The sequence below is a fragment of the Mesorhizobium sp. NFR06 genome (assembly GCF_900115245.1).
Taxonomy (GTDB): Bacteria; Pseudomonadota; Alphaproteobacteria; order Rhizobiales; family Rhizobiaceae; genus Mesorhizobium.
Map to the genome: position 1 here is coordinate 1 of NZ_FOVT01000017.1, position 20046 is coordinate 20046.

Here is a 20046-nt window from a genome sequence, read left to right on the forward strand (position 1 = left end):
CCCAGATGCCGCAGCGCCCGCCCGACCTGCGTCAGTCGGCTCTTGTCGACCGCCTCGCCGGCCTTGAGCGTCACGAAATAGTGGCTGCCGCGATCGGTGTAGAGGCTCGATGGCAATCCCTTGGCGACGAAGGTCTCCAGAAGTCCCTGAAAGCTCGACGCCGTGCCTTCCTCGGCAGTCAGGAAGGCCGAATAGAGCGTGCTCGTGGCGTCGTCCATCGTCACGATCAGGTCCAGCATCGGTTGGCCCACCAGCCATTCGTGCCGGCTGCCGTCCTGGTGCAGCATCATTCCTTCGCACGGCTTTCTCTCGCGCTTGCGCCGGTGCGCCCCGCGCCGCTTGGCCCGCTCGACAAGCCCGGCCGCGTGCAACTGCGTCTTGATGAAGGTGTAGCCCCAGCTGAAATGATGATCGCGTAGCAGGTGCTCGTGGAAATGCTTCACATTCCAGCCAAGGTAGCGATGACGATAAAGCTCAAGCATCTCCTCGATCGCTTCCGCAGGCACCCGACGCGTCGAAATCTTGCCCAAACGCCGGTCGAGCAACCCTGCTTCCCCAGCCTCTTCGTAACGGTCACGGTAGCGGCGAAATTGCCGCTCCGACATGCCCAGCAACTCGCCTGCCTCCATCATCGAAAGATCGCCGCCATTCCAGCGGCTAAGTACGTCCCGAAACTTCTGCATTCTCCGGCCCTGTAGCCATGCTGTCCGTCTCATCCCCAGCCTCCATGGGCTGGCAATAAAACCGGACAACTCACGTGCTACCTAATCCGGACAACTCATCTGCTTACGACAGTTTTCCGGCGCCCCGCTTGCGTTTATGAGACTTCCCCTCTATATGCGCGCTCATTCCACACACGGACTTTGGTGTCTGCCCGGGAGAAATCCGGCTGAAACCTCCGGTGGCATCAGGACATTCCGTCCGAAATGCCTGTGTCCGTGGAGGCCAACCGGAAAGGAACTAAAGAATGGCTCTGCCTGATTACAGCATGCGCCAGCTTTTGGAAGCTGGTGTTCACTTCGGCCACCAGACCCACCGCTGGAACCCGAAAATGGCGCCCTACATCTATGGCGCCCGCAACAACATCCACATCATCGACCTGTCGCAGACGGTGCCGTTGCTGCACCAGGCGCTGAAGCAGGTGTCCGACACCGTCGCCAAGGGCGGCCGCGTGCTGTTCGTCGGCACCAAGCGCCAGGCGTCCGACATCGTCGCCGACGCCGCACAGCGCTCGGCCCAGTACTACGTCAATTCGCGTTGGCTCGGCGGCATGCTGACCAACTGGAAGACGATCTCGAATTCGATCCAGCGCCTGCGCAAGCTCGACGAGACGCTCGCCGGCGAGGCGCAGGGCCTGACCAAGAAGGAGCGCCTCAACCTCGATCGCGAGCGCGAGAAGCTCAACAAGGCGCTGGGCGGTATCAAGGACATGGGCTCGACGCCGGACCTGATGTTCGTCATCGACACCAACAAGGAAGCGATCGCGATCCTCGAGGCCAAGCGCCTCGGCATTCCGGTCGTGGCCATCATCGATTCGAACTGCGACCCGGACAAGATCGACTTCCCGATCCCCGGCAATGATGACGCGGCCCGCGCCATCCAGCTCTATTGCGATCTGATCGCCAAGGCGGCAATCGACGGCATCGCCCGCCAGCAGGGCGCGCTCGGCGTCGATATCGGCGCTTCGGCCGAGGCTCCGGTCGAGCCGGCGCTCGACACTCCGGCCGCGCAGACCCCGGAAGCTTGATAAGCGAAGGCCGGTTCCGGCCTTCATCATTCCAATAAATTGGCGCGCTACAGCGCTTCTGCCGGGCGCATCATCGAGCACCGATGGTGCGTCGGCGCATTTGAACCAAAGAGGCGACAATGAGCATTTCGGCTGCACAGGTCAAAGAACTCCGCGACTTGACCGGCGCGGGCATGATGGACTGCAAGGCGGCGTTGAACGAGACCAACGGCGACATGGAGGCGGCCGTCGACTGGCTGCGCAAGAAGGGCATTTCCAAGGCCGACAAGAAGGCCGGGCGCACTGCCGCCGAAGGCCTGATCGGTGTCGATGCCGGCGTGCGTGAGGCCGCCATTGTCGAAGTCAACTCCGAGACCGATTTCGTCGCCCGCAACGAGCAGTTCCAGGAACTGGTCCGCAACGTCGCGAAGGTCGCGCTTGCCTATGGCGCGACGGAAGCGGTCGCTGCCGCCAAGTATCCGGGCTCCGACAAGTCGGTTACCGAGACCATCAAGGACGCGGTCGGCACCATCGGTGAGAACATCAATTTCCGCCGTTCGGCCAAGCTTGCCGTGCCGCATGGCGCGGTGGCGACCTATGTCCACAATGCCGTTGCCGATGGCCTCGGCAAGCTCGGCGTGCTGGTTGCGATCGAGACCACCGGCAACGAGCATGCCGCCAACGCCTTTGCCCGCCAGGTTGCGATGCATGTCGCGGCCAGCAACCCGGTCGCGCTGACCGCCGAGGAGGTGGATCCGGCGCTGGTCGAACGCGAGAAGGCGATCTTCTCCGATCAGGCGCGCCAGTCCGGCAAGCCGGAAGCGATCATCGAGAAGATGGTCGAGGGCCGCCTGCGCAAGTTCTATGAAGAGGTCGTGCTTTTGAAGCAGGCTTTCGTGCTCAATCCCGACGTCACCGTCGAGAAGGCGCTGAAGGATGCCGAGAAGGAGATCGGCGCTCCGGCCAAGATCACCGCTTACCTGCGCTTCGCGCTCGGCGAAGGTATCGAGAAGGAAACGACCGACTTCGCGGCGGAAGTCGCGGCCGCGGTCAAGAAATAGCTCTGATCCAAGGGAACGCGCCGCGTTCCCTGAAATGAGAGCATAAGAGCTCAGGCGACTCGGTCGGGTGTCCGCATGGATGCCCGGCCGATTTCTTGTGCGCTATCGATGAAGGCGCGGAGCTTCGGCGCCATCGACGCGCGGCGCGGGAAATAAAGGAAGAGGCCGGGCTCCTCGATCGCCGTCTGCGGCAGGACTTGGGTGAGGCGGCCGGCGGCCAGGTCGGAGCGCACCAGCGGCTCGAACACATAGGCGAGGCCGACGCCGGCCAGCGCAAGATCAATGGCAGCGAGCGAATCCGTAACGATAGCCGTGCCGCGCGTCTCGACGAAGACGTCCTTGCCATTCTCGGTCAGGTCCCAGCGATACAAAGCGCCGGAACGAACCAGCCGGTAGCCGATACAGTTGTGGTTGGCGAGATCGGCCACGTCGCGCGGACGGCCGCGCTTTCCGATATAGGCGGGCGAGGCGACGATCACGGCCTTGAACGGCGGCGTCAGCCGCACCGTTATCATGTCCTGCGCGATCATTTCGCCGAGCCTGACCCCGGCGTCAAAACCTTCGCCGACGATATCGATAAGTCCCTGGTCGGCAACGATCTCGACCGTCACATCGGGATAGCGTTCGGCCATGGCCGCGACCACTGGCGTCACCGCCAGGGGGATCGCTATGTTGGAGGCGTTGATCCTGAGCAGGCCGGCCGGCCTTCCCTTCACACCGCGGATGCGGTCCATCCGCTCGGCGATGTCCTGCAGGGCTGGGGCCGCCGTGTCCACCAGCGCCTTGCCGGCTTCCGTTAGGGAAACGCTGCGCGTCGTGCGGGCGAAGAGGGGCTGGCCGATGCGCTCTTCCACCAGCCGCACCGCATGGCTGACCGCCGACGGGCTCATGCCGAGCTCCGCCGCGGCGAGCGCGAAGCCGCCGCGCCGCGCCACGGCGACGATGACGGGCAGATGAGTGAGCAGATCGCGATCCATTCATGAGCCATATCGCATAGTCTTTTCAAACAATGCAATCTTATCGATGTTCGCACACATGCTCATATCTGTCCTCAACACATCGGCGGCGGGCTGATGCTCGAGGAGAAGCGATATGAACGCGTTGAGACATGCAACTCTTGCCGCAGGCGTGGCGCTGGCGCCGATCGATGCCGGCGGTGCCGAACCGGCCGGCTGGCAGGCCCTTGCCGACGAGCGCGCCGTCATCCGAATCGCCGACGCCATCGACCGCGCGGTGGACGCGCAGGACTGGAAGCTGGCGCGCAGCTATTTCGCCGACCGCGTCACTGCCGATTTCAGCAGCCTGTCCGGGCAGCCCGCGGCCAACATTGCTTCCGACGATCTGATCGGCGCCTGGGCGGGCAACCTCAAGGGCAGCAAGACCAGCCTGCATCTGCGCACCAACCATCAGGTCGAACTCCAGGCCGACGCCGCGACCGTTCGTTCCAACGGCTATGCCTGGAACCGGATGGAAGGCAATGGCGATCCGCTCTGGGAGGTCTGGGGAACCTATGAGCATCACCTGACGCGCTCCGGCGCGGGATGGAAGGTCGACGGCTTCACTTTCCGCATGACGCACGAGCGCGGCAATCCCTGGGTCAAGGCGACCCCCGGGCAGTAAATGGCAACAATCGGATCGGAAAGGACAATATCATGACCATGAGCTATTACACGCTTGGCAACAGCGGTCTGCGCGTCAGCCGGCTGGCGCTCGGTACCATGACTTTCGGCACCGAATGGGGCTGGGGCGCGAACAGGGACACCGCCCGTGCGATGTTCGACGCCTATGTCGAAGCGGGCGGCAACTTCTTCGACACCGCGGACCTCTACACCGGCGGCACCGCCGAGACCTGGCTGGGCGAGTTCGTCGCCGAGCGCGGCCTGCGCGACAAGGCGGTGATCGCCACCAAATTCACCTTCAACTCAGAGGCTGGCAATCCGAATGCCGGCGGCAATGGTCGCAAGAACATCATGCGTGCGGTGGACGCCTCGCTGAAGCGGCTCGGCACCGACTATATCGACCTTTACCTGCTACACGTCTGGGACCGGATCACCCCGGCCGAGGAGGTGCTGCGCACGTTGGACGACCTCGTTCGCGCCGGCAAGGTGCGCCATATCGGCCTTTCCGACGTGCCGGCCTGGTATGCCAGCCGCGCCCAGGCGATTGCCGAACTGCGCGGCTATGAGCCGGTCTCGGCGCTGCAACTTGAATATTCGCTTGCGGAGCGCGCCATCGAGCATGAATACGTGCCGTTCGCCACGCGTCATGGCGCCGGCATCATGGTGTGGAGCCCGTTGGCCAGCGGCCTGCTGAGCGGCAAATACAAGCCGACGCAGGCAGGAAACGCCGGGAGGCTTGACGGTTTCCGCAACACCACGCATCCCGGTTTCCAGAAGTTCAGCGACCGTAATTGGGCGATCGTGGCGGAACTCGAGAAGGTGGCCGCCGAGCTCGGCCGCAGCATGGCTCAGATCGCGCTCAACTGGGTGGCGACGCAGCCCGGCGTCGCTTCCGTAATCCTTGGAGCGACGAAGCTCGCGCAGTTGCAGGATAATCTCGCCGCGCTTGACTTTTCGATCCCCGGCGAGCTTCGCAAGCGCCTGGAAAAGGTCAGCGCCACGCCGGCGCCGTTCCCGCATTCCTATTTCGGCTCCGAGATCCAAGTCCGGGTAACCGGCGGCGCCGTGACCGGCGACAAGCCGGCTGGTTATTCGCCTCCGGTCATGATCGAAGGCGAGGCGGTGAGCATCTCAAGCAACTGATGAAAAAGGCGGCAACTGACCGAAAAAGCCTGGAATTTTGCACGAGGGCGCGGCGTGACATCGCCGCGCCCTTCGTGTATCGGGTCAACCCGTCATGACAGCATCGCCGGGTGAAGCGGGGGCGGTTTTGCCTCCAAAATTGCCGCGCCGAGATATTCGAGGATCCAGATGACGGAAAAGCCCCTCTATCGACGTGTCGTGCTGAAGGCTTCCGGCGAAGCGTTGATGGGCGAGCAGCATTTCGGCATCGATGTCTCGGTGGTCGACCGCATTGCCGCCGACATCGCCGAGGCGCGCGCGCTGGGTGTCGAAGTCGGCGTCGTCATCGGCGGCGGCAATATTTTTCGTGGCGTGGCGGTGGCTTCGAAGGGCGGCGACCGCGTCACCGGCGATCACATGGGCATGCTTGCCACCGTCATCAACTCGCTGGCGCTGCGCACCTCGCTGAACAAGATCGGGGTCGACGCCGTCGTGCTTTCCGCGATTGCCATGCCGGAACTCTGCGAGAGCTTCTCCCAGCGCCAGGCGACCGCCTATATGAACCAGGGCAAGGTGGTCATCTTCGCGGGCGGCACCGGCAATCCGTTCTTCACCACCGATTCGGCCGCCGCCCTTCGCGCCGCCGAGATCGGCGCCGACGCGCTGTTCAAGGGCACGCAGGTCGACGGGGTCTATTCAGCCGATCCCAAGAAGGACCCGAACGCGGTCCGCTTCGACCGTATCAGCCACGCGGAAGTCATCAAACGCGGGCTTGCGATCATGGATACGGCCGCGATTGCACTTGCGCGCGAAAACAACATTCCGATAATCGTCTATTCGATCCACGAGAAAGGTGGTTTCGGCGACATTCTGAGGGGCGGCGGCCATTGCACGGTCGTCGCCGACAAATGATCGGGGCCGCGATCCGTTAAACGACTGCGGAACCTCGGATGCGACCAAGACAAGCAGTGAACCCGGCGAACGGGTCGAGGAGATGATCATGAGTGGCGAGTACGAAGACCTGAAGCGACGCATGGACGGGGCGATCGCCGCCTTCAAGCACGATCTGGCTTCGCTGCGCACCGGCCGGGCCTCCAGCAACCTGCTCGACGCCGTCCAGGTGCAGGCTTACGGCACGGCGATGCCGATCAACCAGGTGGCCAATGTGACGGTGCCGGAGCCGCGCATGATTTCGGTCTCGGTCTGGGACAAGTCGATGGTCAGCGCCGTCGACCGCGCCATCCGCGAAGCCAATCTCGGCTTCAATCCGATCGTCGACGGCACCAATTTGAGGATTCCGCTGCCCGAACTCAACGAGCAGCGGCGCAAGGAACTGGTCAAGATCTCGCATGGTTATGCCGAGAACGCCCGCGTCGCGGTGCGCCATGTCCGCCGCGACGGCATGGATTTCCTCAAGAAGGCCGAGAAAGACGGCACCATCAGCGAGGACGATCAGCGCAAGCGGTCCGACCAGGTTCAAAAGCTGACCGACGAGATGATCAGCACCATCGACCACCTGCTTTCCGATAAGGAAGCTGAAATCATGCAGGTTTAGGGTCGGGTGTTCCGGCCCGAAAGCGAGACAATGGCAACGCCCGCGCATGTCGCGATCATCATGGACGGAAACGGACGCTGGGCCAAGGCGAGGGGCCTGCCGCGCCTTGCCGGCCACCGCGCCGGCGTCGAGGCCTTGCGCAAGACCGTGCGTGCGGCGCCTGAACTCGGCATCTCCTATCTGACGGTCTACGCCTTCTCCTCAGAGAACTGGTCGCGGCCGAAATCCGAGGTCAGCGACCTTATGGGTCTGTTGAAGCTGTTCATCCGCCGCGATCTTGCCGAACTGCATCAGAACGGCGTGCGGGTGAGGGTGATCGGCGACAAGCAGGGGTTGCAGTCTGACATCAGGGGCCTGCTGCAGGAGGCCGAATCGCTGACCGCCGGCAACGAAGCGCTGACGCTGGTCATCGCCTTCAACTATGGCGGCCGTGACGAGATCGTGCGCACCGCGCGCAAGCTGGCGGATGCCGTTGCGCGCGGCGACATGGCCAGCGACGCGATCACGGCGGAAAGCTTTGCCGCTTCGCTCGATACCCATGGTATTCCCGATCCCGAACTGGTGATCCGGACCAGCGGCGAGCTCAGGCTGTCGAACTTCCTTCTCTGGCAAGCCGCCTATAGCGAGCTTGTCTTCCTGCCTTGCTATTGGCCGGACTTCAGCCGCGAGCATCTGGCCGATGCCTTGCGCGACTTTGCCGGCCGGGAACGACGCTTCGGCGGGCTTGCCGCCCGCGACGTCGCGCTCTAGGCGCCGCCGCGAATGAGCAATCTCCAGCAGCGCGTCATCTCGGCAATCGTGATGGCGGCGCTGACCCTTACGCTCACCTGGCTCGGAGGGCTGCCGTTCCGGCTGTTCGGCGCGGGAATAGCGGCGCTGATCTTCTATGAATGGACGCGCATGTCGCGCCCTGTTAACGGCGCGGCGCTCGGCTTCCTGCCGGAAGCGCTGATGCTGATCTTCATCGTCGCGCTGATTGCCGGCCTGCCGGCTCTGTGGCTGCTGCTTGTTGCCGCGATCCTCGTGGCGGTCGCTGCCATCGGTGCTCGCATCAGGGGGGCTGCGTTGTGGGAAGCCTCCGGGCTGGGCTACGCAACCCTTTCCGGCTTTTCGCTCGCTTATCTGCGCGACGACAGCCGATCCGGGCTGATTGCGATTCTGTTCCTGTTCGCCGTGGTTTGGGCAACCGACATAGCGGCCTATTTCGTCGGCCGTACGGTCGGCGGCCCGAAGCTTGCTCCATCGATCTCACCCGGCAAGACACAGAGCGGCGCGCTGGGCGGCGGCGCCGGCGGCGTCGTCGCCGGACTTTTGCTCGCAATCGCGGCCGGCGCGGGCAATCTCGTCCAGCTTGGCCTCGTCGCACTGGCGCTCTCGATCGTCTCGCAGATCGGCGACCTGTTCGAATCCTGGGTCAAGCGCCGGCAAGGTGCCAAGGATTCCAGCAATCTCATTCCCGGCCATGGCGGAGTCATGGATAGAGTGGACGGGCTTGTCGCGGCCGCGTTCGCGCTGTACGTCATCGGCTGGATCGCGGCGGGCGCCGAGCATCCGGCACTGGGGCTATTTCCGAACTGAACGACGTTGCGGTAAGGCGAAAAACGGCACGAGCCACGGATTCGCCCGGATTGATGCCACAGTCGCGGCGGAGTGTCGCGCCTGCCGGCGAATTTGAGGTCATGACTTGAACGACATCTTTCATTCGGTCTTCAGTACACAGGGCTTCGTCCTTGGCACGCTCGTGCCGTTTCTGTTCGTGCTGACCGTGGTCGTGTTCGTCCACGAGATGGGCCACTATCTCATCGGTCGCTGGTGCGGGATCGGCGTGAAGGCCTTTTCCATCGGTTTCGGCCCCGAGCTGTTCGGCTTTAACGATCGTCGCGGCACGCGCTGGAAGCTTTGCGCCATTCCACTTGGCGGTTACGTCAAATTCGTCGGCGACATGAATGCGAGGTCGAGCCCGCCGGGTACCGAAGAGATCGAATCGCTCACCGAAGCCGAACGCGAGGTCGCCTTTCACACGCAGCCGATCTGGAAGCGCGCCGCGACGGTCGTTGCGGGACCGCTGTTCAATTTCCTGCTGACGATTGCCGTGTTTGCGGTGCTGTTTTCCCTCTACGGGCGTCCGGTCCTGGAGCCGACGGTGGCTCAGGTCACCGCAGGCAGCCCGGCCGAAAAAGCCGGAATCCAGCCGGGCGACCGATTCGTCAAAGTCGACGGCAGCAAAGTGGAGACTTTCGCCGACGTGCAGCGGCTGGTTTCAGGCCGGGCAGGCGACGCCATCACCTTCACCATGCTGCGCGACGGCAAGGAGATCGATGTTACGGCGACGCCGGAGCCAATGGAGCAGCAGGATGCGCTGGGCAACAAGGTCAAGGTCGCGGTTATCGGCGTCGTCAACAACGCCGAACTCGGCCAACCACGCCTGATCTCCTATACGCCGGCCGGCGCGGTGGCGGCGGCGGTCGAGGAAACCGGGCACGTGATCCAGCGCACGGGCCAATTCCTGCAGCGCTTTGCGCTCGGACGCGAGGACAAATGCGCGCTGGGCGGCCCGATCAAGATCGCCAAAATGTCGGGTCAGGCAGCGAAGCTCGGCTTCGAGTGGCTGGTGCAGCTTGTTGCATTTCTGTCAGTCGGAATAGGATTTCTCAATCTCCTGCCGATTCCCCCCCTCGACGGCGGCCACCTGTTGTTCTACGGCGTGGAGGCCATCATAAGGCGGCCCGTTTCGGAGCGGACGATGGAGATGGCCTATCGGACCGGATTGTTCCTGGTGCTCGCCTTCATGGCTTTCGTTTTTTGGAATGATCTGTTTGGGTGCTGAAATCATGAAGAAATTTGGCTTCAGCCCCGGTCGCATTGAGATGCCGTTTACCATGCGTGGGGATATGCGTGACGCGAAAGCCACGCGGTACGGTTAAGTAAATACAAATTAACCGGGAGCCTTGCGTGTAGGGAAAATCCGGTTAATACGGTACGGGAAATACCGCACGTCCGGTTTTCTCGCCGTGGGGACTACGAGAAAAAGGTACAAAAGCCCGATGAAGGCAGCATCCAAGTTTCTGAGCGCCGCTTCCGCGGCGGCTTTGTCCGCCGCTCTGGTCGTGCCAGGCGCGCTCGCAGTGCAGTTAGCTGCCACGTCCGTGGCCGAGGCCGCGGTGATTTCCCGCGTCGAGGTCAGCGGCAACCAGCGCGTCGATGCCGAGACCATCCGCAATTACATCTCGATCAAGCCGGGCAAGCCCTTCTCCAGCTCCGATGTCGACGATGCCGTCAAGGCGCTGTTCGGCACCGGGCTGTTCTCCGACGTCCAGATCAACCAGGTCGGTTCGACCCTGGTGGTCAAGGTTTCCGAATACAAGGTCGTCAACCAGGTCCTGTTTCAGGGCAACAAGAAGATCAAGGACAATGCGCTTCAGGCCGGGATCCAGCTGAAGCCGCGCGCGACATTCTCGCAGCAGGCGCTGGACGCCGATGTCGAGGCGATCAAGACGGCCTACAAGCGCATCGGCCGCGACGACGCCGCCGTGACCACCCAGATCATGGACCTGGGCGACAACCGCGTGAATGTCGTCTTCAACATCAACGAAGGCGGCCGCACCCAGATCGCAGCGATCAATTTCGTCGGCAACCACGCCTATTCCAGCCGCCGCCTGTCGGACGTCATCAACACCAAGCGCTCGTCGTGGCTGTCCTTCGTGCTGCGCGACGACGTCTATGACGAGGACAAGCTGCGCGCCGACCAGGAGCTGCTGCGCCGCTTCTACTACAATCACGGCTATGCCGATTTTCAGGTCGTGTCGGCAGTCGGCGAGCTCGACGACACCACCAACAAATACACGGTCACCATCACCGTGCAGGAAGGCGACCGCTACACGTTCGGCGACGTCAGTGTGGAAAGCACCATCGCGGAAGTCGACTCGAAGTCGCTGGAATCGGTGGTCGAAACCCACAAGGGCGATGTCTACAACGCCAAGGACGTTGAGGATTCGATCATCGCCTTGACCGAGAAGGTCGCTGGCTCGGGCTATGCTTTCGCCCAGGTGACGCCGCGTGGCGACCGTAATTTCGAGAACCACACCATTTCGGTCGTCTACACCATCGACCAGGGCACCAAGGCCTATATCGAGCGCATCGAAATCCGCGGCAACGACCGCACGCGCGACTATGTCATCCGGCGTGAATTCGATGTCAGCGAAGGTGATGCCTTCAACCAGGTCCTCATCCAGCGCGCGAAGAAGCGGCTGGAAAACCTTGATTACTTTCAGTCGGTCGACATCTCGACGGTGCCGGGCTCGGCCCCTGACCAGGTCGTGCTCGTGGTCACCGTGGTCGAGAAGTCGACCGGCGAGTTCTCGATCGGCGCCGGCTATTCGACCGGCGGCGACACGCCCGGCCCCTCCGTCGAGGGTTCCGTCACCGAACGCAACTTCCTCGGCCGTGGCCAGTACATCAAGCTATCGGCCGGCGGCGGCAAGAATTCGCGCGATTACAGCGTCTCCTTCACCGAGCCGTATTTCCTTGGCCGGCGCATCGCGGCAGGCTTCGACATCTACAAGTCGACCCGCGAATATACCCACTATGACAGCGACGTCACCGGCGCGACCGTTCGCTTCGGCCTGCCGATCACCGACAGCATTTCGACGCAACTTGCGTACAACATCTCGCAAGAGAAATATTCGATCGCGGACGGGTGCGTGGATGCCGGTGGCGCCTACGATCCGTCAAAGTGCACCATTTCTACTGCGATATTGAATGGCATTGCCGAGAGTCCGTGGGTCAAGTCTTCGGTCAGCCTCGGGCTGGTTTACAATACGATCGACGACATGAAGAACCCGCATGAGGGTCTCTACATTACCGGCACGACGGAGTTTGCCGGTCTCGGCGGCGATGCCAAATGGGTGAAGGTGACCGGGCGTGCGAGCGTGTATCAGACCCTATCTGAGCAGCTCGATCTGGTCGGACTTGTTTCTGGCGGTGCCGGCTATTTGGCGGGCTACGGCAGCAGCGATCTGCGTATTTTCGACTATTTCCAGAGCAACAATCGCATGATCCGCGGTTTCGAATATGGCGGCATCGGCCCGATCGCCAACGACGCTAGCGGCGACCACCTTGGCGGCACCACTTACTTCAACGCCTCTGCCGAGGCCCAATTCCCCTTGCCGGTCATTCCGGAAAGCTTCGGGTTGCGCGGCGCGGTGTTTGCTGATGCGGCGACGCTCTATGGCAACAAGCTTGCCGACGTCAATCCAGACTCTACCGGCATGAAGCTGCGCGCTTCGGTCGGTGTCGGCCTGATGTGGGCTTCGCCTTTCGGCCCGATCCGCATCGATTACGCGATTCCGGTCAAGAAAGAGTCGACCGACGACGTGCAGGAATTCAACTTCGGTATAGCGACCCGATTCTAATTTTGTGGTTGCGATGGTTCCGGGCCGCTGATGGCCCGGACTAGACTGATCCGACCCAGCTGGATATTGCTTCTGGAATGACCGATCCGGTGTTCTTCGCGCCTTCACGCCGGTATACGGCTGGCGAGGTCGCGAATCTGACCGGCGCCAGCCTGCTCGATGCCGCCCAGGCCGAGATTGCCATCGAGGCGCTGGCTCCCGCCAGCGAAGGCGGCGATGGCGCGCTGGTCTTTGTCGACGGCAAGCGCAATTTCGCTCTGATGCCGTCGCTGAGGGCGGCCGCGGTGCTGTGCCCCGCCGATTTCGCCGGCAAGGCGCCGCCGGGCATCGCGGTGCTCATGCATCCACGTCCGCAACAAGCGTTCGCGATGGTCGGCCGCCTATTGTTTCCGCAGGCTGCAACGCCTGGACCGATGACCGGCGAAACCGGCATCTCGGCGCATGCGTTTGTCGATCCGACCGCGCATGTCGAGGAAGGGGCGATCATCGAGGCGGGTGCCGTGATCGGTCCCGGCGTATCCATTGGCAGCGGCACGGTCATTGCGCCTCACGCCGTCATTGGCCGTTCCTGCCAGGTCGGACGCGAAGGCTTCATAGGTCCCGGCGCCAGCATCCAGTATGCGCTTGTCGGCAATCGCGTCATCATCCATGGCGGCGCAAGGATCGGCCAGGACGGTTTCGGCTTCGTAGGCGGCGCCAAGGGACCCGAACGCGTGCCGCAGATCGGCCGCGTCATCATCCAGGACGATGTCGAGATCGGTTCCAATTCAACTGTCGACCGCGGCGCGATGTCCGATACCATCATCGGCCAAGGCACCAAGATCGACAATCTGGTGCAGATCGCCCACAATGTTCGCATCGGCCGCAATTGCATTATAGCCGGACTTTCGGGTATTTCCGGTTCCGTCGTCGTCGGCGACAACGTCACCATGGGCGGCGGTGTCGGCCTTGCCGACCATTTGACCATCGGGCCGGGCGCCAAGCTAGCTGCGAGAAGTGGATTCATGAATAACGTGCCGGCAGGCGAGATCTGGGGAGGCTATCCGGCACAGCCCATGGCGGAAGCCATGCGTGAGATAGCGATGCTTCGCAAGATGGCCAGGACGCGCAAGCAAGGCGACGGGAATGGCTGACATGGTGGCAACGACACTCGATGCGGTCGACATCATGGGGCTGATGAAGCTCCTGCCGCACCGCTATCCGTTCCTGCTGATCGATCGGATCGTCGACATCGACGGCGACGAATCCGCTGTCGGCATCAAGAATGTGACCATCAACGAGCCCCATTTCCAGGGCCATTTTCCGCAGCAGCCGGTCATGCCTGGCGTGCTCATCATCGAGGCCATGGCTCAGACTGCCGGCGCGATCTGCATTCGCTGCCTCAACACGGAAAAGCCGTCGCTGGTGTATTTCATGACCATCGACAACGCGAAATTCCGCAAACCGGTGGTTCCTGGCGACCAGCTCAGGATCCATGTCAAAAAGATCAAGAAGCGCGGCAACCTGCTGAAATTCGCCTGTGAGGCGATGGTTGACGGCGCGAAGGCCGCCGAAGCCGAGGTTTCGGCCATGATGGTCACCGGCTGACGGTTCGAAATGCTCATGAAATTAGAGACATCCATCCATCCTTCCTCGGTCGTCGAAGAAGGAGCCAGGCTCGGGCAAGGCGTCCGCATCGGACCCTTCTGCCATATCAGCGCCGACGCGATCATCGGCGACCGCGTCGAGTTGGTCAGCCATGTGGCGGTGATGGGCGCAACGACGATCGGGGCCGGGACCAAGGTCTATCCGATGGCGACGCTTGGCGCGCCGCCGCAGAATACTAAGCACAAGGGCGGGCGCACCACCCTGGTCATCGGCGAGAACTGCACCCTGCGCGAAGGCGTAACCATGCATGTCGGCACGGATTCCAGCCGTGGTGAGACGACTGTCGGCGACAACGGCAATTTCCTCGCCTACGCCCACATCGCCCATGATTGCGTCGTCGGCAAAAACGCCACCTTCGCCAACGGCGCGACGCTCGGCGGCCATTGTGAGATAGGCGACAATGTCTATATCGGCGGCCTGACCGCCGTTCATCAATTCGTGCGCGTGGGCGACAACGCCTTCGTCGGCGGCTGCTCGGCGGTCGTTGGCGATGTCATTCCCTACGCCATTGCCGCCGGCAATCGTGCCAAGCTGCGCGGCCTCAACATCGTTGGTCTCAAGCGCTCCGGTTTGCCGCGTGCCGAAATCTACCTGCTGCGCAAGGTTTACCGGGCGATTTTTGACCGTTCTCGCACGGTGGGCGAGAATGTCGAACTTGCGAAGGCCGAGTTCTCCTCGTCGCCGGCCGCTATGAAGATGATCGATTTCATATCGGGTCGCGGCAAGCGGCACTATGCGGTCCCGCCGCTGAAGGGCGGCGGCGCCGATGACAGCAGCGATGACGAGGTCTGAGCGCGCCGCATCAGGGTTCCAACTCGCGCCGGGCTCGAAGGTCGGCATTGTCGCCGGTGGCGGCAGCTTGCCCGTCGAGGTCGCCGAGGGCCTGGTCAAGCATGGTTTTGTGCCCTTCATCATCATCGCTGCGGGTGAGGTCGACCGCGAGGCTGACTTCGCGGCCTACGATCGGCAGAAACTCGCGCTGGAAGATATCGGCCTGCTGCTTCCATTGCTGAGGCGCCAGGGCATCACGCATCTGGTCCTGGCCGGCGAGATCAAGCGCAGGCCGCGGCTAAGCAAGATAAGGCCCACCCTTGGCCTGCTGGCGATACTTCCCTCGGTGGTCAGAGCATTGCGACGCGGTGACGATGGCCTGCTGAAGGTGTTGACGCGGGGCCTCGAATCGCGGGGCATCAAGGTCGTCGGCGCGCACGAAATCGTTCCGGAACTGACAGCCGGCGAAGGTCCTCTGACGGCGACCCGGCCAAATCAATCCGACTGGCGCGACATCCAGGCCGCCCGCACGGCGGCCAGGGCCATCGGCGCGCTCGATATCGGCCAGGCAGCGGTTGCGATCGGAGGCCGGGCCGTCGCGCTTGAGGGCATCGAAGGCACAGCCGGCCTGCTCGACAGAACGCGGGAATTGCGTGGCCACGGCAGGCTGGCTGGCAAAGCGCGCGGCGTGCTGGTCAAATGCGCCAAGCCGGGCCAAGAACTACGGGCCGACTTGCCCTCCATTGGCCCGCAAACGATCGAGGCCGCGCATGCGGCAGGCTTGGCCGGAATAGCCGTCGAGGCGGGCCGTTCACTGATCCTCGAGGGTCCGGCCACGATTGCGCGCGCGAACGCGCTTGGCCTGTTCATCGTCGGCCTGCCCTCAGCCGAGCCGGCCAATGGGGGAGCCGGCTAATGGCCGCGGACAAGCCGCTCAAGCTTGCGATCGTCGCCGGCGAGGAATCCGGCGATCTGCTCGGCGCCGACATCGTGCGGGCGCTCGAGCGCTCGACGGGCCGCAAGGTTCAGCTCGTCGGCATCGGTGGCCGGCACCTGCAGCAGCTGGGGCTGACGCCGCTCTTCGATGGCAGCGAGATCGCACTGATGGGCTTCAGCGCGGTGCTGCGCGACCTGCCGCGGCTGATGCGTCGTATCAGCCAGACGGCGGCGACGATCGCGGCCGAGCGGCCCGATTGTCTCATTACCATCGACAGCCCCGACTTCTCGCTGCGTGTAGCGAAAAAGGTTCGTGCCGCAGCCCCGTCCATCCCTATCGTTCACTATGTCTGCCCGAGCGTGTGGGCATGGCGGCCGGGCAGGGCGGTGGCGATGAAGCCTTATATCGACCACATCCTGTGCATCCTGCCGTTCGAGGTGAAGGCGCTTGCTCGTCTTGGCGGACCGCCCGGCACTTATGTCGGCCACCGGCTGACGCAGGATCCGGGCGTGCTTGCCGCCGCCAAGACGCAGAGCCAGCCGCGCGACCTCACCGATGATCGTGTCAAGACCCTGCTTGTGCTGCCGGGCTCGCGCCGTGGCGAGGTGAGCCGGCTTGTCGTTCCGTTCGGCGAGACGGTGTCGGCCCTGCGCGCGCGTGGACACCGCTTGCGCCTGCTTTTGCCGACCGTGCCGCTTGTCGCCGAACTGGTCAGAACCTCGGTTGCACGCTGGGATGAAAAGCCGGAGATCATCCTCGATGCCGAGCGCAAATGGCAGGCCTTCGGCAAGGCCGATGCGGCGCTGATCGCATCGGGAACCGTGTCGCTCGAGCTTGCGCTTTCGGGCGTGCCAATGATCTCGTGCTACAAATTCGATCCGATCATGCTGATGGTCCAGCGTCTGATCACGGTGTGGAGCGCCGCCTTGCCCAATCTCATCGCCGATCGGCCCGTCGTGCCGGAAAGCTACAACCAGTATGTGCGGCCGCACTATCTGGCGCGGCAGCTGGAGGCGCTGTTTGCCGACACCGCCTATCGCGCCTGGCAAAAGGACGGATTTGCCGAAGTGGCGCGGCGCATGGCCACCGAAAGGCCTTCAGGCGAGATCGCCGCGGAGGTGGTGATGGGGTGCATGAGGAAGGCAGTAGGCAGTAGGCAGTAGGCGGTAGGCAGTAGGCAGTAGGCAGTAGGCAGTAGGCAGTAGGCAGTAGGGCTCTTATTCCCTACTGCCCATTCCCTAATCCTACCTTTTCGCAATCGGCACGTAGTCGCGTTCCGTGGCGCCGGTGTAGAGCTGGCGCGGACGGCCGATCTTCTGGTGCGGGTCCTCGATCATCTCCTTCCACTGCGCGATCCAGCCGACTGTGCGGGCAACCGCGAAGAGCACGGTGAACATCGTGGTGGGGAAGCCAAGCGCCTTCAGCGTGATGCCGGAATAGAAGTCGACGTTCGGGTAGAGCTTCTTTTCGATGAAGTACTCGTCGGTCAGCGCGATCTTTTCCAGTTCCATCGCGATGTCGAGCAACGGGTCGTCCTTGATGCCGAGTTCGCCCAGCACCTCGTGCGCGGTCTTCTGCATGATCTTGGCGCGCGGGTCGTAGTTCTTGTAGACGCGGTGGCCGAAGCCCATCAGGCGGAACGGATCGTTCTTGTCCTTGGCTCGGGCGATGAACTCCGGAATGTGATCGACATGGCCGATCTCGCCCAGCATGTTGAGCGCTGCTTCGTTGGCTCCGCCATGCGCCGGACCCCACAGGCAAGCGATGCCGGCGGCGATACAGGCGAACGGGTTGGCGCCCGACGAGCCCGCGAGGCGAACGGTCGAGGTCGAGGCGTTCTGCTCATGGTCGGCGTGCAGGATGAAGATGCGGTCCATGGCGCGCGCCAGCACCGGATTGATCTTGTACTCCTCGCACGGCACGGCAAAGCACATATGCAGGAAGTTGGCTGCGAAGCCGAGATCGTTCTTGGGGTAAATGAAGGGCTGGCCGATATGGTACTTGTAGGCCATCGCCGCGATCGTCGGCATCTTGGCGATCAGGCGCATCGAGGCGACCATGCGCTGGTAGGGGTCCGAGATGTCGGTCGAGTCGTGGTAAAAGGCCGACAGCGCGCCGACCACGCCGCACATGACCGCCATCGGGTGCGCGTCGCGGCGGAAGCCGGTGAAGAAGCGCGACATCTGCTCATGCACCATGGTGTGGCGGGTCACGCGATAATCGAAATCGTCCTTCTGCGCCTTGGTCGGCAACTCGCCGTAGAGCAGGAGATAGCAGACCTCGAGGAAGTCGCCGTGCTCGGCGAGCTGATCGATCGGGAAGCCACGATGCAAGAGGATGCCGGCATCGCCGTCGATGAAGGTGATGCCCGACTCGCAGCTTGCGGTCGAGGTGAAGCCCGGATCATAAGTGAAGGCGCCGGTGGTGCTGTAGAGCGAACCGATGTCGATGACGTCGGGCCCGACCGTACCGCTTCGCACCTTGAGTTCGTGCGTCTTGCCGGCGAGTTCCAGCCTGGCGGTCGACTCGTGCGTTTTGCTGCCCGGGTGCTGTTTTGTCGCAGCTTCGCTCATTCTCAAACTCCTTTTGTATCCTCATGCCGGCAAGGCAATTCCTGCAAACGACACGTCGAAGTCACCGGAATGCGCGAACTCGCCACCGCATTTTAGGAGGTGCGTGCCTGATTGGGCCAAGGTCCAATGTTGCACTGCGAAACGCACCTTTCAATGCCAATCTTCTTGGGCCAGTTCGCTCCTAATCGATTTGATCCCCAATCCGTGCCAGGCTTTCCTGGCGCCCCAGCACGGCGAGCACGTCGAACACGCCGGGCGAGGTGCTGCGGCCGGTCAGCGCGGCTCTCAGCGGTTGGGCCACGGCGCCGAGCTTGTGCCCACCGGCCTGCGCGAATACGCGGATCGACGCCTCCGCCGAGGCGGCGTTCCAGTCGCCCTCGATGGAAGACAAGGCGCCATGCGCGCCGCGCAAAATCGCGCGCGCATCGGCGTTGAGCAAGCCGGCGGCCTTCTCGTCCAGCGGCAATGGCCGCTCGGCGAACAGGAAAGCCGCGCCGTCGACCAGCTCAACCAGGGTCTTGGCCCGCTCCTTGAGACCGGGCATCGCAGCGAGCAGCTGCGCCTTGCGCTTGTCATCGAGTTTTGCCGCGAGCGCCGGACCGCCTTCGAGATGGGGCAAGGTGTCGACGAAGATGTCGAACAGCGCCTTGTCGTCCATCTTGCGCATATGGACGCCGTTCAGCGCCTCGAGCTTGGCGAAGTCGAAGCGGGCCGCGCCCTTGTTGACGTCGCCGATGTCGAACCAGGCGACCATGTCCTTGATCGACATCACCTCGTCGTCGCCATGGCTCCAGCCGAGCCTGGCCAGGTAGTTCAGCAGGGCCTCCGGCAGATAGCCCATGGCGCGATAAGCCTCGACGCCGAGCGCGCCGTGACGCTTCGACAGCTTGGCGCCGTCGGCGCCGTGGATCAGCGGGATGTGCGACATCGAAGGCACCTCCCAGCCCATGGCGTTGTAGATCACCGTCTGGCGCGCGGCGTTGGTCAGGTGATCGTCGCCGCGGATGATGTGGGTGACGCCCATGTCATGGTCGTCGACCACGACGGCATGCATATAGGTCGGGTTGCCGTCCGAGCGCAGGATGATGAAATCGTCGAGGTCCTTGTTGGGGAAGCGCACCTCGCCCTGGACGCGGTCATGCACGATTGTCTCGCCCTGGGTCGGCGCCTTGATGCGGATCGCGCCCTTGACGCCCGCCGGCGCCTCGGAGGGATCGCGGTCGCGCCACTGGCCGTTGTAGCGCGGCGGCAGACCCTTGGCGCGCGCCGCCTCGCGCATCGCCTCGAGCTCCGCCGGCGTCTCGTAGCTGTAGTAGGCCTTGCCCATACGCACGAGGTCCTCGGCCACCTGGCGATGGCGCGGCGCGCGCTCGAACTGCGACACGGCTTCGCCGTCCCAGGAAAGGCCGAGCCAGGTCAGTCCGTCGAGAATGGCAGCCGTGGCAGCCTCGGTGGAGCGCTCGCGATCGGTGTCCTCGATGCGCAGCAGCATCGTGCCGCCGGCGTGCCTGGCATAAAGCCAGTTGAACAGCGCCGTGCGCGCGCCGCCAATATGCAGGTAGCCTGTGGGCGAGGGGGCAAAACGGGTGACGACCTTGTCGGACATGGAACTCTCAGGCTTGCA

The 20046-nt window shown here is 63.2% G+C and carries 19 protein-coding genes; 15 read left to right on the top strand and 4 right to left on the bottom strand.

The window, feature by feature from the left end; genetic code table 11:
- The coding region (locus F3H96_RS24500) for a helix-turn-helix domain-containing protein (RefSeq protein ID WP_188131516.1) at positions 1-683 on the bottom strand (683 nt) is incomplete at its 3' end.
- A gap of 284 nt (positions 684-967) precedes the next feature.
- On the opposite strand from F3H96_RS24500, the gene rpsB reads away from it, so the two are divergent.
- Together rpsB and tsf are read left to right on the top strand one after the other, a co-directional pair.
- A complete protein-coding gene (rpsB, locus tag F3H96_RS24505; protein ID WP_149804264.1) occupies positions 968-1747 on the top strand; it encodes a 30S ribosomal protein S2 in 780 nt (259 codons plus the stop codon).
- Between the two features lie 119 nt (positions 1748-1866).
- Positions 1867-2787: a translation elongation factor Ts gene (gene tsf, locus F3H96_RS24510; protein WP_149804265.1), complete on the top strand. Its 921-nt coding sequence runs from the start codon at positions 1867-1869 to the stop codon at positions 2785-2787.
- Between the two features lie 50 nt (positions 2788-2837).
- Here tsf and F3H96_RS24515 read toward each other — a convergent pair whose 3' ends face one another.
- The gene (locus F3H96_RS24515; protein WP_149804266.1) at positions 2838-3764 is read right to left on the bottom strand and encodes a LysR family transcriptional regulator; all 927 of its coding nucleotides are present in this window, start codon (positions 3762-3764) and stop codon (positions 2838-2840) included.
- Positions 3765-3879: 115 nt separating this feature from the next.
- Here F3H96_RS24515 and F3H96_RS24520 point away from each other — a divergent pair, with 115 nt between their 5' ends.
- The 13 genes from F3H96_RS24520 (at position 3880) to lpxB (ending at position 17012) form a co-directional block, all read left to right on the top strand.
- A complete protein-coding gene (locus tag F3H96_RS24520; protein ID WP_149804267.1) occupies positions 3880-4407 on the top strand; it encodes a nuclear transport factor 2 family protein in 528 nt (175 codons plus the stop codon).
- A 32-nt stretch (positions 4408-4439) separates the two neighbouring features.
- Positions 4440-5549 (top strand): aldo/keto reductase, encoded by a 1110-nt coding sequence (locus F3H96_RS24525; RefSeq protein WP_149804268.1) that lies wholly within the window; start codon positions 4440-4442, stop codon positions 5547-5549.
- Between the two features lie 168 nt (positions 5550-5717).
- Positions 5718-6440: a UMP kinase gene (pyrH, locus tag F3H96_RS24530; protein WP_149804269.1), complete on the top strand. Its 723-nt coding sequence runs from the start codon at positions 5718-5720 to the stop codon at positions 6438-6440.
- An 88-nt stretch (positions 6441-6528) separates the two neighbouring features.
- Complete coding sequence (gene frr / locus F3H96_RS24535; RefSeq protein ID WP_149804270.1) at positions 6529-7083, top strand: ribosome recycling factor; 555 nt, start codon at positions 6529-6531, stop codon at positions 7081-7083.
- A 30-nt stretch (positions 7084-7113) separates the two neighbouring features.
- Positions 7114-7833 (top strand): isoprenyl transferase, encoded by a 720-nt coding sequence (locus F3H96_RS24540; RefSeq protein WP_149804271.1) that lies wholly within the window; start codon positions 7114-7116, stop codon positions 7831-7833.
- 12 nt (positions 7834-7845) lie between these two features.
- The gene (locus tag F3H96_RS24545; RefSeq protein WP_149804272.1) at positions 7846-8661 is read left to right on the top strand and encodes a phosphatidate cytidylyltransferase; all 816 of its coding nucleotides are present in this window, start codon (positions 7846-7848) and stop codon (positions 8659-8661) included.
- A 106-nt stretch (positions 8662-8767) separates the two neighbouring features.
- Positions 8768-9910: an RIP metalloprotease RseP gene (gene rseP, locus F3H96_RS24550; RefSeq protein WP_149804273.1), complete on the top strand. Its 1143-nt coding sequence runs from the start codon at positions 8768-8770 to the stop codon at positions 9908-9910.
- Between the two features lie 217 nt (positions 9911-10127).
- Positions 10128-12494 (top strand): outer membrane protein assembly factor BamA, encoded by a 2367-nt coding sequence (gene bamA / locus F3H96_RS24555; RefSeq protein WP_149804274.1) that lies wholly within the window; start codon positions 10128-10130, stop codon positions 12492-12494.
- Positions 12495-12571: 77 nt separating this feature from the next.
- Entirely contained in the window at positions 12572-13627 is a 1056-nt protein-coding gene (gene lpxD / locus F3H96_RS24560) for a UDP-3-O-(3-hydroxymyristoyl)glucosamine N-acyltransferase (RefSeq protein WP_149804275.1), read from the top strand.
- On the top strand, positions 13620-14081 hold the full coding sequence (gene fabZ / locus F3H96_RS24565) for a 3-hydroxyacyl-ACP dehydratase FabZ (protein WP_149804276.1): 462 nt from the start codon (positions 13620-13622) through the stop codon (positions 14079-14081). Before lpxD ends, fabZ begins: the two co-directional genes overlap by 8 nt.
- Positions 14082-14096: 15 nt before the next feature.
- Positions 14097-14933 carry an acyl-ACP--UDP-N-acetylglucosamine O-acyltransferase gene (gene lpxA / locus F3H96_RS24570; RefSeq protein WP_149804277.1) on the top strand — a complete coding sequence of 279 codons (837 nt, stop codon included), beginning with the start codon at positions 14097-14099 and terminating at the stop codon, positions 14931-14933.
- Entirely contained in the window at positions 14908-15828 is a 921-nt protein-coding gene (lpxI, locus tag F3H96_RS24575; protein WP_244620137.1) for a UDP-2,3-diacylglucosamine diphosphatase LpxI, read from the top strand. The genes lpxA and lpxI overlap by 26 nt, the downstream gene beginning before the upstream one ends.
- Entirely contained in the window at positions 15828-17012 is a 1185-nt protein-coding gene (gene lpxB / locus F3H96_RS24580) for a lipid-A-disaccharide synthase (protein WP_149804278.1), read from the top strand. Before lpxI ends, lpxB begins: the two co-directional genes overlap by 1 nt.
- An 81-nt stretch (positions 17013-17093) precedes the next feature.
- Here lpxB and gltA read toward each other — a convergent pair whose 3' ends face one another.
- Together gltA and gltX are read right to left on the bottom strand one after the other, a co-directional pair.
- Positions 17094-18422 (bottom strand): citrate synthase, encoded by a 1329-nt coding sequence (gene gltA / locus F3H96_RS24585; RefSeq protein WP_149804279.1) that lies wholly within the window; start codon positions 18420-18422, stop codon positions 17094-17096.
- Between the two features lie 181 nt (positions 18423-18603).
- The gene (gene gltX / locus F3H96_RS24590; protein ID WP_149804280.1) at positions 18604-20028 is read right to left on the bottom strand and encodes a glutamate--tRNA ligase; all 1425 of its coding nucleotides are present in this window, start codon (positions 20026-20028) and stop codon (positions 18604-18606) included.
- Positions 20029-20046 lie beyond the last annotated feature (18 nt).

Coding starts and splice junctions, on each gene's coding strand:
- rpsB (WP_149804264.1), top strand. CDS start 968: ATGGCTCTGCCTGATTACAGCATGCGCCAGCTTTTGGAAGCTGGTGTT.
- tsf (WP_149804265.1), top strand. CDS start 1,867: ATGAGCATTTCGGCTGCACAGGTCAAAGAACTCCGCGACTTGACCGGC.
- F3H96_RS24515 (WP_149804266.1), bottom strand. CDS start 3,764: ATGGATCGCGATCTGCTCACTCATCTGCCCGTCATCGTCGCCGTGGCG.
- F3H96_RS24520 (WP_149804267.1), top strand. CDS start 3,880: ATGAACGCGTTGAGACATGCAACTCTTGCCGCAGGCGTGGCGCTGGCG.
- F3H96_RS24525 (WP_149804268.1), top strand. CDS start 4,440: ATGACCATGAGCTATTACACGCTTGGCAACAGCGGTCTGCGCGTCAGC.
- pyrH (WP_149804269.1), top strand. CDS start 5,718: ATGACGGAAAAGCCCCTCTATCGACGTGTCGTGCTGAAGGCTTCCGGC.
- frr (WP_149804270.1), top strand. CDS start 6,529: ATGAGTGGCGAGTACGAAGACCTGAAGCGACGCATGGACGGGGCGATC.
- F3H96_RS24540 (WP_149804271.1), top strand. CDS start 7,114: ATGGCAACGCCCGCGCATGTCGCGATCATCATGGACGGAAACGGACGC.
- F3H96_RS24545 (WP_149804272.1), top strand. CDS start 7,846: ATGAGCAATCTCCAGCAGCGCGTCATCTCGGCAATCGTGATGGCGGCG.
- bamA (WP_149804274.1), top strand. CDS start 10,128: ATGAAGGCAGCATCCAAGTTTCTGAGCGCCGCTTCCGCGGCGGCTTTG.
- lpxD (WP_149804275.1), top strand. CDS start 12,572: ATGACCGATCCGGTGTTCTTCGCGCCTTCACGCCGGTATACGGCTGGC.
- fabZ (WP_149804276.1), top strand. CDS start 13,620: ATGGCTGACATGGTGGCAACGACACTCGATGCGGTCGACATCATGGGG.
- lpxA (WP_149804277.1), top strand. CDS start 14,097: ATGAAATTAGAGACATCCATCCATCCTTCCTCGGTCGTCGAAGAAGGA.
- lpxI (WP_244620137.1), top strand. CDS start 14,908: ATGACAGCAGCGATGACGAGGTCTGAGCGCGCCGCATCAGGGTTCCAA.
- lpxB (WP_149804278.1), top strand. CDS start 15,828: ATGGCCGCGGACAAGCCGCTCAAGCTTGCGATCGTCGCCGGCGAGGAA.
- gltA (WP_149804279.1), bottom strand. CDS start 18,422: ATGAGCGAAGCTGCGACAAAACAGCACCCGGGCAGCAAAACGCACGAG.
- gltX (WP_149804280.1), bottom strand. CDS start 20,028: ATGTCCGACAAGGTCGTCACCCGTTTTGCCCCCTCGCCCACAGGCTAC.